Origin of the sequence: Streptomyces sp. NPDC048650 (assembly GCF_043199095.1) — a bacterium.
Classification (GTDB): Bacteria; Actinomycetota; Actinomycetes; order Streptomycetales; family Streptomycetaceae; genus Streptomyces.
The window spans coordinates 196,019-211,682 of sequence record NZ_JBICVM010000008.1; the positions used below are offsets into that span (position 1 = coordinate 196,019).

9 protein-coding genes are annotated in these 15,664 nt (G+C 68.1%); 1 reads left to right on the top strand and 8 read right to left on the bottom strand.

The window, feature by feature from the left end:
* Positions 1 to 219: 219 nt before the first annotated feature.
* The 7 genes from ACGFML_RS23715 to ngcE form a co-directional block, all read right to left on the bottom strand.
* Positions 220 to 1,509, bottom strand: a complete 1,290-nt coding sequence (locus tag ACGFML_RS23715; protein WP_393546722.1) for a sugar ABC transporter permease — start codon at positions 1,507 to 1,509, stop codon at positions 220 to 222.
* Positions 1,506 to 2,306 carry an ATP-binding cassette domain-containing protein gene (locus ACGFML_RS23720; protein ID WP_393546724.1) on the bottom strand — a complete coding sequence of 267 codons (801 nt, stop codon included), beginning with the start codon at positions 2,304 to 2,306 and terminating at the stop codon, positions 1,506 to 1,508. Before ACGFML_RS23720 ends, ACGFML_RS23715 begins: the two co-directional genes overlap by 4 nt.
* 289 nt (positions 2,307 to 2,595) lie before the next feature.
* Positions 2,596 to 3,690: a sugar ABC transporter substrate-binding protein gene (locus ACGFML_RS23725; RefSeq protein ID WP_393546726.1), complete on the bottom strand. Its 1,095-nt coding sequence runs from the start codon at positions 3,688 to 3,690 to the stop codon at positions 2,596 to 2,598.
* 130 nt (positions 3,691 to 3,820) lie between these two features.
* Positions 3,821 to 5,029, bottom strand: coding sequence for an ROK family protein (locus ACGFML_RS23730; protein ID WP_393547023.1), 1,209 nt, complete (start codon positions 5,027 to 5,029; stop codon positions 3,821 to 3,823).
* 224 nt (positions 5,030 to 5,253) lie between these two features.
* Positions 5,254 to 6,198 (bottom strand): carbohydrate ABC transporter permease, encoded by a 945-nt coding sequence (locus ACGFML_RS23735; protein ID WP_393546728.1) that lies wholly within the window; start codon positions 6,196 to 6,198, stop codon positions 5,254 to 5,256.
* Positions 6,198 to 7,121 carry a carbohydrate ABC transporter permease gene (locus ACGFML_RS23740; protein WP_393546730.1) on the bottom strand — a complete coding sequence of 308 codons (924 nt, stop codon included), beginning with the start codon at positions 7,119 to 7,121 and terminating at the stop codon, positions 6,198 to 6,200. Before ACGFML_RS23740 ends, ACGFML_RS23735 begins: the two co-directional genes overlap by 1 nt.
* A 108-nt stretch (positions 7,122 to 7,229) precedes the next feature.
* Entirely contained in the window at positions 7,230 to 8,669 is a 1,440-nt protein-coding gene (gene ngcE / locus ACGFML_RS23745; protein ID WP_393546732.1) for an N-acetylglucosamine/diacetylchitobiose ABC transporter substrate-binding protein, read from the bottom strand.
* Between the two features lie 467 nt (positions 8,670 to 9,136).
* Between ngcE and ACGFML_RS23750 the strand changes: the two genes are divergently transcribed.
* On the top strand, positions 9,137 to 12,616 hold the full coding sequence (locus tag ACGFML_RS23750; protein ID WP_393546734.1) for a GH92 family glycosyl hydrolase: 3,480 nt from the start codon (positions 9,137 to 9,139) through the stop codon (positions 12,614 to 12,616).
* A 100-nt stretch (positions 12,617 to 12,716) separates the two neighbouring features.
* On the opposite strand, the gene acnA is transcribed toward ACGFML_RS23750, so the two are convergent.
* Complete coding sequence (acnA, locus tag ACGFML_RS23755; protein ID WP_393546736.1) at positions 12,717 to 15,431, bottom strand: aconitate hydratase AcnA; 2,715 nt, start codon at positions 15,429 to 15,431, stop codon at positions 12,717 to 12,719.
* Positions 15,432 to 15,664: the final 233 nt, after the last annotated feature.

Below are 15,664 nucleotides of genomic sequence, written 5' to 3' on the forward strand. Positions count from 1 at the left end.
CGGGCCTTGCGATGTATCTCACCTGAGTGCCGCACCCGAACGGCGGTACGGGCGGACACGGGCCGGCCCCCATCGGCATACGCCGGATGGGGGCCGTTCCGCCGGAAATGTCCCGCGCGACTCAGGGGCTCGGGTGCGCCGGAGGCGCCGCCGCACCCGTACAGCGACTCGCGGTCAGGTGCGCCGGAGGCGCCGCCGCACCCGTACAGCGACTCGCGGTCAGGTGCGCCCCGCGGTCTTCTGCGTCCGCCGCGACACCGAGTCGATCACCACGGCGGCGAGCAGCACCGCACCGGTGATCATGTACTGGATCTCGCTGGCCATGCCGAGCAGGTTCAGGCCCTGCTGGATCGACTGGATGACCAGCATGCCGAGCAGCGCCGACCAGATCTTGCCGCGGCCACCGAAGAGGCTGGTGCCGCCGATGACGGCCGCCGCGATGACGTTCATCAGCGTGTTGCCGGAGCCCAGGTTCTTGGTGGCGCCGCCGGAGAGGCTGGCGATGAACAGTCCGCCGAAGGCGGCGAGCATCCCGGAGATCGCGAAGACGCTGATCCGGATCTTGTTGACGTTGATACCGGCGCGCCGCGCCGCCTCGGCGTTGCCGCCGACCGCGAAGATCTGCCGCCCGTAGGTCGTACGGCGCACCACGAAGTCCGCGATGACCAGCACGGCGAGGAACAGCACCAGCGCCAGCGGCAGGCCGCGGGCACCGGCCGGCTCGTTGAGGACGTAGGCGACCACGAAGGCGATCACCGCGACCACGCCGGTGCGGAGCAGGATCTCGTTGAGCGGCCGGGACGGCAGCGCGGCGGTCTTGCGTCGCTTGCTGTCCAGCAGCAGCGATCCGGCGTACGCCAGGACCGCGACCAGCGCCAACCCGTACGCGGCGGCCTTGTCCTCGAAGTAGTAGCCGGTGAGGCTCTCCACCAGGCTGCCGCTCGGGGTGTTGATGGAGCCTTCCTTGCCCATCATCCAGATCTGCAGGCCGCTCCAGCCGAGGAAGCCGGCCAGGGTGACGACGAACGCGGGCACGCCGATCTTGGCGAAAAAGAACCCGTGCAGGGCGCCGATGGCGATACCGGCGACGATGGCGATCAGGACGGCGAGGTAGTCGTTGACGCCGTGGGTGACGCTGAGCACCGCCCACACGGCCGCGCCGACGCCCGCGACCGAGCCGACCGAGAGATCGATCTCGCCGAGCAGCAGGACGAAGACGATGCCGACGGCCATGATCCCGAGGCCGGAGGTGTAGACGCCGATGTTGGCGAGGCTGTCGGCGGACAGGAAGCTGCTGTTCTTCAGCTGGAAGACGATCGCGATCACGATCAGGCCGATGACGACCGGCAGCGAGCCCAGCTCGCCGCCGCGCACCCGGCGCTTGAAGTCCTTGAGATAGCCCGCGAAGCCCTGCTCACGGACGAGCAGGCGGGGGTCGACGGCTGCCGGCGCGGTCTTCTCGGCCGCGGGCCGACTGTCGGGCGCGGGCGTCTTGGTGAGGTCGCTCATGCCCCGGGCTCCTTCTTCACCTGGTCCGTACGCGCCTTTCGGCGGGTGACGGCGTTGTCCGAGGCGCCGGTGATGGCGGCGACGATCTTTTCGTGGGAGGTGCCTTCGACGTCGAAGACACCGTTGTTGCGGCCCAGCCGCAGCACCGCGACGCGGTCCGCGACGGCCTGCACATCGGCCATGTTGTGGCTGATGAGGATGATGCCGAGGTCGCGCTCGCGCAGCCGCTCGACCAGATCGAGGACCTGGGCGGTCTGCTCGACGCCGAGGGCCGCGGTGGGCTCGTCGAGGATGACGACCTTCGGGTCGCCGATCAGCGCGCGGGCGATCGCGACGACCTGCCGCTGGCCGCCGGAGAGCGCGGCGACGGGGATGCGGACGCTGGGGATGCGGATGGACAGGGTGTCCAGCAGCTCCTTGGCGCGCTTCTCCATGGCGATCTCGTCGAGGACGCCCGCGGTGCGGATCTCGTTGCCGAGGTAGAGGTTGGCGACGACATCGAGGTTGTCGCAGAGCGCGAGGTCCTGGTAGACGGTCGCGACGCCGAGTTCCTGGGCGTCGTGCGGCTTGTTGATGCGTACCGCCCCGCCCTCCCACTCGATGACGCCGTCGTCGACCGGGTGCACGCCCGAGATGGTCTTGACCAGGGTGGACTTGCCGGCGCCGTTGTCGCCGACGAGGGCGACCACCTCACCGGGGTGGATCTCCAGGGTGACGTCCGTCAGTGCTTGGACGGCGCCGAACCGCTTGGAGACTCCGCGCAACGCCAGCACAGGCGTAGCGGACACGTGAATCATCTCCTTCGCCGCCGTCACAACGGCGGGGATGGTGGTGCGAAGAGCGGGGGCTCTGCGAAACGGGGGGGTGTGCGGCCGAGGGCCCGCGCCCGGAACGGGGCGGCGCGGGCCGGAGCCAGGACGGAACGGAACAGGCCGGACTGCCGGGCGGGGATGCGGAGCCGGGGTGCCGGGCCGGGATGCCGGGCCGGGCCAGGAACGGGCCCGGCAGGGCCCAGGGTTGCCGGCCGCCGGCCGCCGGCCGACAGCCGGTGGCCGGGGCCTGGGGCTGGGGCCTGGGGGCCGGGGCCTACTTGATACCGGCCGCTTCGCAGGCCTTCTTGACGTCGCCGGTGCAGATCTGGCTCGCCTTGTAGACCTTGTCCTTGAGGATCGTGTCCTTGATGTTGTCCTTGGTCACGATCTGCGCGTCGTACAGCTTGGCCGGGATGCCCTTGACCTCACCGCTGAGGCTGTCGACCTTGGTGTCCGTCAGGGAGCCGATCTTCCCACCCTTGAGCAGCTTGACCGCGATCTCGGCCGTGGAGTCGGCCTGCGGCTTGATCTGCTTGTAGATGGTGAACGCCTGGTCGCCCTTGAGGATCCGCTGCAGACCCGCGAGCTCGGCGTCCTGGCCGCCGACCGGGACCTTGACGCCCTTCTGCTTGAGGGCGGTGATGATGCCGCCGGCCATGCCGTCGTTGCCGGAGTAGACGCCCTGGAAGCCGTCCTTGCCGAGCGAGTCGAGGGCTGCGCCCATCTTCTTGTTGGCCTCGTCCGTCGACCAGTCGGGGATGTCCTGCTCGTACGCGATCTTCTTGACCTGCTTGTCGAGGACGCTGTGGGCGCCCTTCTTGAAGAACGGCATGTTCGGGTCGGTCGGCGAACCGTTGATCATGACGACATTGCTGTCCTTGGCCTCGTCGCCGAGCGCCTTGACCAGCGCCTGGCCCTGCAGGCGGCCGATCTTCTCGTTGTCGTAGGACACGTAGGCGGAGATGTTGCCCTCGGCCAGCCGGTCGTACGCGACGACCTTGACGCCCTTCTTGGCGGCCTGGTTCACCCAGGACTTGGTGGCCTTGTAGTCGACCGAGTCCAGGATGATCACCTTCACGCCCTGGGTGATCAGCGCGTCGAACTGCTTCTTCTGGGTCTCGGTCTCCTGCGCCGCGTTGTTGTACTTGACCTTGCAGTCGCTGCACAGCGCGTTGATCTTCGCCTCGATGAGCGGGCGGTCGAAGGTCTCGTAACGCGTGGTCTTGTTCTCCGGCAGAAGCAGGCCGATCGTCTTGCCGTCGCCGCCGCCCGACTTCGCACCGTCGCCGGCCTTGCCGCAGGCGGCGACGGAGAGCGCCATCGAGACGGCGGCCGTGCCTATGACGACGCGACGCGTCCAAACGTTCATGGGGTTGCCTCCCTGACGAGGCCGCGTCGTTGCGGCCGAGGTGGCTGGAAGTCAACTCGGCCGCCAGCCGACCGTCAAGGAGTAAATCCTTAACGAGATGACAACGGTGCCATGCGTTAGCTGTATGAACTCAGCGCTGTGTCGCCAGGGCGGGAGCGTCCACGCCCTGTACTCCGTCGAGCAGGGTCGAATCGCCCATCTCGCTCAGCACCAGCGCGAGCGCGCCCAGCACCTCGGCACGGCCGCCGAGCGTGCCCGGCACGATCCCCAACTGCCGGGCCGCGCTGGGGATCGCGTACCGCGACACCGACTCGCGGATCGGCGCCAGCACCAGCTCACCGGCTTCCGCGAGATCACCACCGAGCACCACTCGGCTCGGATTGAGCAGATTGCACAGATTCGCCACACCACTACCGATATGACGGCCTACATCCGCAATGACTCGCCGGCAGCCCGGATCGCCCTCACGGGCCAGCTGCACCACGCGTGCCATGGTCAGATCGGCGCCGTGGCCGGGCTGCAGCAGCGGAAGCACATAGCGCGCCGCGGTGAAGGTCTCCAGACAGCCGCGGTTGCCGCAGCGGCAGACCGGCCCGGACTCGTCCAGCGTGATGTGGCCGATCTCGCCCGCGGTGCCGCCGGGCCCGCGGTAGATCTGCCCGCTGATCACCAGGCCGGCGCCGACGCCGCTGGCCACCTTGATGTACGCGAGATCGGCCGCACCGCGCCCGCCGCCCCACACCAGCTCGCCGAGCGCACCCAGGTTGGCGTCGTTGTCGACGTAGACGGGCACACCCAGGCGCCCGGACAGCTCCTCGCTGGGGTTCGTACCGGACCAGCCCGGCAGGATCGCCGTCGACCCGAGGGTCCCGGATTCGACGTCGATGGGGCCCGGGACGCCCAGGCCGACACCGATGACCTTGCCCGGGTTGATCCCCGTCGCCTCGATCAGCCGGTTGACCAGCTGTTCCGCGCGGTCGAAGCCCTCGGCGGCGGAAGCGTCCACATCGATCGGCTCGGCCTCCTCGGCGAGCACCTGGTGCGCCAGATTGCCCACCGCCACCCGCAGATGGGAGTGCCCGAAATCGACGCCCACCACGATGCCCGCGTCGCCCGAGAGGGAGACGCTCCGCGCCCGCCGTCCGCCCGCGGAGGTGGGGGTGACCTCGACGGTCCCGCCGTCCTTCAACTCACGAACGATGTTGGACACGGTGGCAGCGGACAGCCCCGTGCTCCGGGCGATCTCCGCCTGCGTGAGCGAGCCCGCCATGCGCACCGCCCGCACGACCCGCTCCAGATTGGCCCGGTGCAGCGAGGACTGCGACCCCGGAGTCTCCATCGACTCATCCACTCCCGCCTGGGGCGAGCAGTACGACGACCGCCCGCCGCGCCGGGCCACACCAGTGGGGCCCAGCACTGTCTCCAACATGTGAATCTAAGCTGACGCGCCCGGGCCGTCTCCCGTCAAGTCCTTGAGCGGCCAAGAGATCAAGCGGAAATGCGTGGGAAGCGGACGGGGCCTCCCCCGGTGAACCGGCGGGAGGCCCCTGGCCCGGCGGTGGACTATTTGAGCGCCCCGGCCGTCAGACCGGCCACCACCTGCCGCTGGAAGATGATGTAGGCCGCGAGCACCGGCAGCATCGCGATCGTCAGTCCCGCGAACAGACCGGACCAGTCCCCCTTGTAGCCCTGGCTCACCGCCAGTGCCACCAGCCCCTGGGTCAGCATCTTCTTGTTCGGGTCGCCGACGTTGAGCACCGTCGGCAGCAGGTACTGGTTCCACTGCCCGAGGAAGTTGAAGATCCCGACGCTGATCAGGCCGGGCTTGGCCATCGGCAGCATCACCTGGAAGAAGGTGCGGGTGTGCGAGGCGCCGTCGATGAGCGCGGCCTCCGCCACCGACGTCGGCAGCGTGCGGAAGAACCCGCTGAGGAAGAAGACCGTGAACGGCAGGGAGTAGGCGATATAGACCAGGATCAGCCCGTGGTACGTGTCCAGCAGCGTCATGTTCTTCATGACGAAGAACAACGGGACCAGCGCCAGGATGATCGGGAAGCCCATGCCGCCCACGAACAGGAAGTACACGAAGCGGTTCCCGGGGAAGTCGAACCGGGCCAGCACATATGCCGCCATCGACCCGAGCAGCATCGTGCCGATCAGCGAACCCCCCACCACGATCAGCGAGTTGAGGAAGTACTGGCCCATGCTGGCCTTGTCCCAGGCGCGCGCCCAGTTGTCGAAGTGCAGGACCGACGGCAGCCCCCAGGGCGCGCCGAAGATCTCGGTGTCGTCCTTGAAGGAGCTGACCACCGCCCACAGCAGCGGCATGGTGACCAGCAGGCCCCAGATCACCAGGACGCCGTGCGAAAAGACGTTGAGGGTCCGGCCCTTGCCCTTGCCCTTCCCCTTGCCGCGGAGGCGCCGGCCGCCGGGCGGACCGGACCGGCCGGCCGGCGGCTTCTCCTTCGTGACCTCCGACAGCTCCACGGGATCCGTCTGCGCGCTCATCAGAACTCCAGTCGCTCACGTCGTCCCAGCCGCATCACCACGGCCGAGAAGATGAGGGTCACCACCAGCAGGGAAACGCCGATGGACGTCGCGTATCCGGCCTGACCGTCGCGGAAGGTCTTCTGGTACACGTACAGCGGTAGGACCTCGGTCGAATAGTCGGGGCCGCCCGGACCGACGCTCATGATCTGCACGAAGGCGAAGGCCGAGACGTCCAGGGCGAGAATGCCCATATAGATCCAGCCGGTCTGCACGGTGTCCCACAGCAGCGGCAGGGTGATCCGGAAGAACATGTCGAAGCGGTTCGCACCGTCCAGCAGTGCCGCCTCGTAGAAGTCCTTCGGAATGGAGCTCATACCGGCCGAGAAGAGCACGACGTAGAAACCGACATTGGCCCACACCATCGCGCCCATCACACACCACAGGGCGATCCCCGGATCTCCCAGCCAGTCCGGCTGCACACCGTCCAGACCGATCGCCTTGAAGAACGCGTTGAGCGCACCGCTCTCCGGGTTGTAGGCGAACTGGAACAGCAGGGCGACGATCGGTACGGACAGCACCTGCGGGAAGAAGTACAGGATCTTGTACACGCCCGAACCCCGGACGCCACCGATCACGGCATTCTTCCGCCGGCGCCCGCCGACGTTCAGCATGAGGGCGAAGAAGAGCCCGAGCGAAAGCGTCACCACCGGCAGCAGGAGCAGCAGCGTCACGCTGTTGCCGACGGCGGCCCAGAAGACGTCGTCCTGGAAGAGGCGGACGTAGTTGTCGAAGCCGATCATCTTCATGTCCGGACTCAGGCCGGTCCAGTCCGTGAAGGAGTAGTAGATGGCCTGTACGAACGGCGAGATGACGAAAATCGCATAGATCGCCAGCGGGATCGCCAGGAACCCCGCGATGAAACGGTATTTACCGTGCTGCATGACTCCCGATCCCGTTCTCTGCCTGCGGATGCCACCGCTGGTGGCGCGCCCCCGGGCCTCCCCCGGCCGACGCCGGGGGCCCCAGGAGGTGCCTCACGAACTCGTCGGTCAGCGCTTGTACTTCTTGACACTGGAGTCGTCGCGGGTGTCGTCCGCATACTTCTGGATCTTCTTTATGGCCTCGTCCGGCGTCATCCGGCCGGCCATCATCTCGCCGAGTGCGCCGACCCCGATGCGTTCCTTCTGCAGCGCCACATACCAGTCCTGCAACCGCGGATTGACGATGTTCGAGCCGGCCTTCTGCAGCGCCTGCTGCCCCGAGGCCAGACCCGGCGGAAGCGTGATGCCGTCGGTGCCGCCGTTGAAGGAACAGAGCGAGGAGACCTGCTTGATGAAGTTCTGCGCGGACTTCTTGCCGAGCATGACGCGCAGCAGCTCCATGCCGCCCTCGGCGTTCTGCGCCCGCTTGGGGACGATGTACGGCTCGCCGCCCGACGCCCAGATCGTGCCGAAGGGCAGCTTGTCCGAGGACGAGAGGCTGGACGGCGCGCCGACCGCGAGGTCGAACTTCGGGTTCTTGGCGATCTGCTTGGCGGACTCGTTCTCCACCCACGAGCCGTTGGGGATGAACAGCGCCTTGCCGTTGGCCCACGCGTTCTGCGACTGGAGGTGGTCCAGTCCCGGCGAGCCCTTGAGGACGTACCCCTTCTTGTAGAGCTCGTAGTAGGCGTCGAAGGCCGCCTTGACGGCCGGGTCCTTCCAGGCGCCCGGCTCCAGATTGTCGATCCGCCGCAGGACCTCCTCGCCGCCGATCTTGGCGATCATCGGGTACAGGCTGAAGGGCAGGTAATAGGGGTACTTCCCCGGATAGGCCCAGCCCGCGATCCCCTTCTTCTTGGCCTTCGCGCACAGCGCGAGCATGTCGTCCCAGGTCTCGGGATATTCCGCGTCCAGCTTCTGCAGATTGCCCTTTGAATACCACACGCCGTACACGGTGTACGCGTAGTAGAGGATCCAGGTCTCCTTGCCGCCGAACTGCCCCATTTCAAGGACACCGGGGCGCAGCGTGTCGCGCACCTTTTTCGTCGGGTCATCGATGGAGGGAGCGTCGAGAAGCGGTGTGAGATCGGTGAGCTGGTCCTTGCCGACGAGGGTGCCGAAATCCATCTGTTCCGCACCGGAGTTGTCGACGAGGTCGGGAGGATTTCCTCCGTTGAAGCGCGGCTGCAGCGAGGACTGGATCTTCTGCGTCGAGGAGAGCTTGACCTTGCCGGCGGCCTTGGGGAACGCCTTGGCGTACTCGGCCTGTGCGTCCTTGGCGTATTTGTCGCCGAACCCACCGTCGAAGATGACGACGTCCAGCCCCGCGGACTCGTTGACGGCCAGCGGATTCTTCGCCGTCTTCTTTCCCTTGGCGACCTTGTCGCCGTCTCCGCTGGAGGCACCGGCGCACGCCGACAACATGGTCATGGCCGGTACGGCGACGATGCCCAGGGCGGCGGCCCGCTTGACCAGATCGCGACGGTTGAATTCTGAGGTGGATCCCATGCTCAAGTCCTCGCCTTCTTCAGGACTCAGGCGGTGTACCGGAGCCACCCCGGCACCGCAGGTCAGATGAAGCTGAGTTGTACGGGATGTGCACCGGACGCGTGGGATACGCGCTAGGAAGACGCGGGGAAATCATCCATTCCCCGGCACTCCCCCCGGATCCACGGCCCGGTCGCGCGGCCGCTCGGATGCCGACAGGTATAGTCCACTTCCGGCCGAAGGGGCAAGATCGAATGCAGGGTTGGGCAGCGTCTTTCCCTAGTTGAGACCTCACCGGTATGCCAGGGCGCTCCCCTCGACCGGCACGGCGGTTCGGCCCGGCCGAAGCGGCGACCCTCCGAGCGCAGCAGCACCCTTGACACCAATCCCCCCACCCCCCTTACTTATCTCTGCTTATCCCCACTCGCCTCTGTGATTCTCGGCGCCATTCAACTGACAACGATGTCAACCACGTTGAGAGGGCTCGCGTGCGGCTCAGACACCGGCACCGTCCACCGCGGGGATCCACCCGCCCCGTCGCCCTCGTGGCGGCCGCCCTGCTCGTCATCGCCCTGCCCGGCCCGGCCCGGGCCTCGGCGCCCCAAAAGCCCGCCGCCACAACGGAGTTCCGCTCCTCCTTCGAGACGGGCGAACCGGCGCCGACCTGGACCGACAGCGTCGAGACCGGCCCCGACGGCCGGCCCCGGACCGCCGGCGTCGCCCCGGAAGGCGCACCCACGGCCCGCGGCATGACGAGCCGGCCCGACACCGGCCCCGCCGACTCGCCCACCGCCAAGGCGCACGCGGGATTCACCGGCACCCACGCCCTGCGCTACGCCGGCACCCACACCGGCTCCGCACGCGGCTACGCGTACAACCGGCTCTTCGACGTCAACCTGCCCGTGGACGCGTCGACTTCCCTCTCGTACACGCTCTTCCCGGAGATGGGCACCACCGACCTCTCCTACCCCGCGACCCATGTCGCCGTGGACCTGGCCTTCACCGACGGCACCTACCTCAGCGATCTGCACGCCGTCGACCAGCACGGCGCCCCGCTGACACCGCAGGGCCAGGCCGCCTCCAAGACGCTGTACGTCAACCAGTGGAACCACCGCGAGTCGCGCATCGGCGCGGTCGCCGCCGGCAAGACCGTCGACCGCATCCTCGTCGCCTACGACGCCCCCGAGACCCCGGCCGCCGCACGGGCCTTCCGTGGCTGGCTCGACGATCTCACCCTCGCGCCCGCGCCCCCGCCAAAGCGGCTGCCCCATCTCTCCGGCTACGCCCTCACCACCCGCGGCACCCTCTCCAGCGGCGGCTTCTCGCGGGGCAACACCTTCCCCGCCACCGCCGTGCCCAACGGTTTCAACTTCTGGACGCCGGTCACCAACGCCCGCTCGTCCGACTGGCTCTACGAGTACGCGCGCAAGAACAACGCCGACAACCTCCCCACCCTCCAGGGCTTCAGCGCCAGCCACGAGCCCAGCCCGTGGATGGGCGACCGCCAGACCTTCCAGGTGATGCCCTCCACCGCGGCCGGCACCCCCGACGCCTCCCGCACCGCCCGCGCCCTCCCCTTCCACCACGCCAACGAGACCGCGCACCCGCACCACTACGGCGTGACCTTCGACAACGGCCTCAAGACGGAGATCACCCCCAGCGACCACGCCGCCATGATGCGGTTCACCTTCCCCGGCAACGACGCGAACCTCATCTTCGACAACGTCAACAACAAGGGCGGCCTGACCCTCGACACCGAGCACGGCGTCGTCACCGGCTTCTCCGACGTCAAGAGCGGCCTGTCCGTCGGCGCCACCCGGCTCTTCGTCTACGGGGTCTTCGACGCGCCCGTCACCGGTGGCGGCAAGCTCGACAGCAGGGGGTGCGGCGTCAGCCGCTCCAGTGGAGCCGGTGCTTGCACCGGGGGCAAGGACGTCACCGGCTATCTCCGCTTCAAGCCCGGCGCCGACCGCACCGTCACCATGCGCATCGCCACCTCCCTGATCGGCGTGGACCAGGCGAAGGCGAACCTGTCCCGCGAGATCCCCGCCGACGCCACCTTCGCCGCCGTCGAACACCGCGCCCGGGCCCAGTGGGACGGCATCCTGGGCCGCATCGAGGTCGAGGGCGCGACCCAAGACCAGCTCACCACCCTCTACTCCAACCTCTACCGCCTCTACCTCTATCCCAACTCCGGTTCGGAACGGGTCGGCTCCCGAACCCGCTACGCCAGCCCGTTCTCCCCGCAGACCGGTCCGGACACCCCCACCCGCACCGGATCGAAAATCGTCGACGGCGAGATCTACGTCAACAACGGCTTCTGGGACACCTACCGGACCACCTGGCCCGCCTATTCCCTGCTCACCCCGAAATGGGCCGGGAAGATGGTCGACGGTTTCGTCCAGCAGTACAAGGACGGCGGCTGGATCTCCCGCTGGTCCTCCCCCGGCTATGCGGACCTGATGACCGGCACGAGTTCCGATGTGGCCTTCGCCGATGCGTACGCCAAGGGCGTGGGGTTCGACGCCGAGGCCGCCTATGACGCGGCCGTCAAGAATGCCACGGTGGCGCCGCCCGATCCCGGCGTCGGCCGTAAGGGCATGAACACCTCCCCCTTCCTCGGCTATACCGGCACCGAAACCCGCGAGGGCATGTCCTGGGCGCTGGAGGGCTATCTCAACGACTTCGGCATCGCCCGCATGGGGCAGGCGCTGTACGCCAGGACGCACAAGCAGCGCTACCAGGAGGAGTCGCGCTATTTCCTGCACCGTGCCCGGAACTACGTCACGCTCTTCGACAACAGGGTCGGCTTCTTCCAGGGCAAGGACGCCAAGGGCAACTGGCGCCTGAGCCCCGACAGGTTCGACCCTCGCGTCTGGGGCAACGACTACACCGAGACCAACGCCTGGACATACGCCTTCACCGCCCCGCAGGACACCCGCGGCCTGGCCAATCTGTACGGTGGCCGCGCCGCGCTGGCCAAGAAGCTGGACGCGTACTTCGCCACCCCGGAGACGGCCGCCAAGGAATTCGCCGGCTCCTACGGTGATGTCATCCACGAAATGACCGAGGCCCGCGACACCCGCATGGGAATGTACGGCCACAGCAACCAGCCGTCGCACCACATCGCCTACACCTACGACGCGGCCGGGCAGCCCTGGAAGACCCAGCAAAAGGTCCGCGAGGCGCTCTCCCGGCTGTACCTGGGCAGCGAAATCGGCCAGGGATATCCGGGCGACGAGGACAACGGCGAGATGTCCGCCTGGTACCTCTTCAGCTCACTGGGTTTCTATCCGCTGGTCATGGGCCAGGGCGAATACGCGGTCGGCTCCCCGCTCTTCACCAAGGCGACCGTCCATCTGGAGAACGGCCGGGATCTGGTCGTCAACGCCCCTCGCAACAGCGCCCGGAACATCTACGTCCAGGGACTCGAGGTCAACGGAAAGTCCTGGAATTCCACCGCGCTGCCCCACTCGGTCCTCGCCCGCGGCGGCCGGCTGGACTTCGCGATGGGGCCGAAGCCCTCGTCCTGGGGCAGCGGCAGGAACGCCGGGCCGACCTCCCTCACCCAGGGCGACCGCGTCCCCGCCCTCACCGAGGATGTGACCGTGCCCGGCGGCTCGCCACTGCTGGACAACACCTCCGACACGGACGCCGCCGTAGCGGCCCCGACCGACCTGCCGGTGTCCTCCGGCGCGGCCCGCGCCGTCCAGTACACCCTCACCTCGTCGGACCACGCCGAGGCGCCCACCGGCTGGGTCCTCCAGGGGTCGTCGGACGGTTCGGCCTGGACCGACCTCGACCGGCGCACCGGCGAGACCTTCCGCTGGGACCACCAGACCCGGGTCTTCACCCTGGCCCGACCGGGCCCGTACGCGCACTACCGTCTGGTCCCCTCCGGGGGCGGCGCGACGCCGAGGCTCGCGGAGGTGGAGCTCCTGGCGGACGGGAGGCCGTCCGGCGGGTGACGGCCGAGGTCCGGTCCGAACGGGGCCGGACCGGCGAAACATGCGAAGGGCCGCACCCCCGCCTGCGCGGGGGTGCGGCCCTTGGCGTGCCGGGTGTCGCTTACTTGCGGATCAGCGACCGCAGCACGTACTGCATGATGCCGCCGTTGCGGTAGTAGTCCGCCTCGCCGGGGGTGTCGATGCGGACGACCGCGTCGAACTCGACGCCCGAGTCGGTGGTGACCTTGACCGTGCGCGGCGTGGTGCCGTCGTTCAGCTCCGTCACGCCGGTGACCGAGAAGGTCTCCTCACCGGTCAGGCCGAGGGCCTCGGCGGACGCGCCCTCCGGGAACTGCAGCGGCAGGACGCCCATGCCGATGAGGTTCGAGCGGTGGATGCGCTCGTAGGACTCGGCGACGACGGCCTTGACGCCGAGCAGCGCGGTGCCCTTGGCGGCCCAGTCACGGGACGAGCCGGAGCCGTACTCCTTGCCGGCCAGGATGACCAGCGGGGTGCCGGCGGCCTGGTAGCTCTGCGACGCGTCGTAGATGAAGGAGACCGGACCGTCGGCCTGGGTGAAGTCGCGGGTGAAGCCGCCCTCGGTGCCCGGCGCGATCTGGTTGCGCAGGCGGATGTTGGCGAAGGTGCCGCGGATCATGACCTCGTGGTTGCCACGGCGCGAGCCGTAGGAGTTGAAGTCGCGACGCTCGACGCCGTGGTCGGTGAGGTACGTGCCGGCCGGGGTGTCGGCCTTGATCGCACCGGCCGGGGAGATGTGGTCGGTGGTGACCGAGTCGCCCAGCTTGGCGAGGACGCGCGCACCGGTGATGTCGGAGACCGGGGTGGTCTCCATCGTCATGCCCTCGAAGTACGGGGGCTTCCGGACGTAGGTGGACTGCGGGTCCCACTCGAAGGTGTTGCCGGTGGGGATCGACAGCGCCTGCCACTGGGCGTCGCCCGCGAAGACGTCCTGGTAGGACTTGTTGAACATGTCCTCGCCGATGGCGTTCGCCACGACGTCGTTGACCTCGGCCTCGGTCGGCCAGATGTCGGCCAGGTGGACCGGCTTGCCGTCCTGGTCGATGCCGAGCGCGTCCTTGGTGATGTCCACCTTCATCGAACCGGCGAGGGCGTACGCGACGACCAGCGGCGGGGAGGCGAGGTAGTTCATCTTGACGTCGGGGTTGATCCGGCCCTCGAAGTTGCGGTTGCCGGAGAGCACCGACGTCACGGCCAGGTCGTGGTCGTTGACGGCCTTGGAGACCTCCTCCGGCAGCGGGCCGGAGTTGCCGATGCAGGTGGTGCAGCCGTAGCCGACGAGGTTGAAGCCGACCTTGTCGAGGTAGGGGGTCAGGCCCGCCTTGTCGAAGTAGTCGGTGACGACCTTGGAGCCGGGGGCGAGGGTGGTCTTGACCCACGGCTTGCGGGTCAGGCCCTTCTCGACCGCCTTCTTGGCCACCAGCGCCGCGGCGACCATGACGTAGGGGTTCGAGGTGTTGGTGCAGGAGGTGATCGCGGCGACGGTGACGGCGCCGTGGTCGATCTCGTAGGTCGAGCCGTCGGGGGCGGTGACCGTGGTCGGGTTCGACGGGATGCCGTTGGTGGCGGCCGGGGCGTCGGACGCCGGGAAGGACTCCTTGCCGGCCTCCTCGTCGTCGGCGACGTAGTTGCGGACGTCGACGGCGAACTGCTGCGCGGCGTTGGCCAGGACGATGCGGTCCTGCGGGCGCTTCGGGCCGGCGATCGAGGGGACGACCGTCGACAGGTCCAGCTCGAGCTTCTCGGAGAAGTCCGGCTCGGCGGCCGGGTCCAGCCAGAGGCCCTGCTCCTTGGCGTACGCCTCGACGAGCGCGACCTGCTGGTCGCTGCGGCCGGTCAGACGCAGGTACTTCAGGGTCTCGTCGTCGATCGGGAAGATCGCGGCGGTGGAGCCGAACTCCGGCGACATGTTGCCGATGGTCGCGCGGTTGGCGAGCGAGGTGGCGGCGACGCCCTCGCCGTAGAACTCGACGAACTTGCCGACGACGCCGTGCTTGCGCAGCATCTCGGTGATCGTGAGGACGAGGTCCGTGGCGGTGGTACCGGGCTTGAGCTCACCGGTCAGCTTGAAGCCGACGACGCGCGGGATGAGCATGGAGACCGGCTGGCCGAGCATCGCGGCCTCGGCCTCGATGCCGCCGACGCCCCAGCCGAGCACGCCGAGGCCGTTGACCATCGTGGTGTGCGAGTCGGTGCCGACGAGCGTGTCGGGGTACGCCTGGCCGCCCCGGACCATGACCGTGCGGGCCAGGTGCTCGATGTTGACCTGGTGGACGATGCCGGTGCCCGGCGGGACGACCTTGAACTCGTCGAAGGCGGTCTGGCCCCAGCGCAGGAACTGGTAGCGCTCCTTGTTGCGGCCGTACTCCAGCTCGACGTTCTGGCCGAAGGCGTCCTTCGTGCCGAACTTGTCCGCGATGACGGAGTGGTCGATGACCAGCTCGGCCGGGGCCAGCGGGTTGATCTTGTCGGCGTCACCGCCGAGCTCCTTGACGGCCTCACGCATGGTGGCGAGGTCCACGACACAGGGCACGCCAGTGAAGTCCTGCATGATCACGCGAGCCGGCGTGAACTGGATCTCCTGGCTGGGCTGGGCCTGGGAGTCCCAGCTCCCGACCGCCCGGATGTGGTCGGCGGTGATGTTCGCGCCGTCCTCAGTGCGGAGCAGGTTCTCCAGCAGCACCTTCAGGCTGTACGGCAGACGGGCGGAGCCCTCGACCTTGTCCAGCTTGAAGATCTCGTACGACTCGTCGCCCACCTGCAGCGTGCTGCGGGCGTCGAAGCTGTTCGCCGACACGACAGTCTCCTCCATGCATGAAATTCGCGCGTACCGCCGCAATCCTGCCGTCACAGGAGCTTGCCCATCCGCTAAGGTATGCCTAAGTTAGGTATGCCTTACTGGCGCGGCAGCGGTACGCCTCTCGTCAGATATCTCGATGTCGAGATAACTCTAATACATCGCCACGCCGAGGTCATGCCCTGACCGGCCACCCTGTGACGGCAAACCTGGATCGATCGCCGTCGAGCCTC

Bases quoted from the DNA above. Each gene is read 5' to 3' on its own strand.
- ACGFML_RS23715 (WP_393546722.1), bottom strand. From the start codon at position 1,509: ATGAGCGACCTCACCAAGACGCCCGCGCCCGACAGTCGGCCCGCGGCC.
- ACGFML_RS23720 (WP_393546724.1), bottom strand. From the start codon at position 2,306: ATGATTCACGTGTCCGCTACGCCTGTGCTGGCGTTGCGCGGAGTCTCC.
- ACGFML_RS23725 (WP_393546726.1), bottom strand. From the start codon at position 3,690: ATGAACGTTTGGACGCGTCGCGTCGTCATAGGCACGGCCGCCGTCTCG.
- ACGFML_RS23730 (WP_393547023.1), bottom strand. From the start codon at position 5,029: ATGGAGACTCCGGGGTCGCAGTCCTCGCTGCACCGGGCCAATCTGGAG.
- ACGFML_RS23735 (WP_393546728.1), bottom strand. From the start codon at position 6,198: ATGAGCGCGCAGACGGATCCCGTGGAGCTGTCGGAGGTCACGAAGGAG.
- ACGFML_RS23740 (WP_393546730.1), bottom strand. From the start codon at position 7,121: ATGCAGCACGGTAAATACCGTTTCATCGCGGGGTTCCTGGCGATCCCG.
- ngcE (WP_393546732.1), bottom strand. From the start codon at position 8,669: ATGGGATCCACCTCAGAATTCAACCGTCGCGATCTGGTCAAGCGGGCC.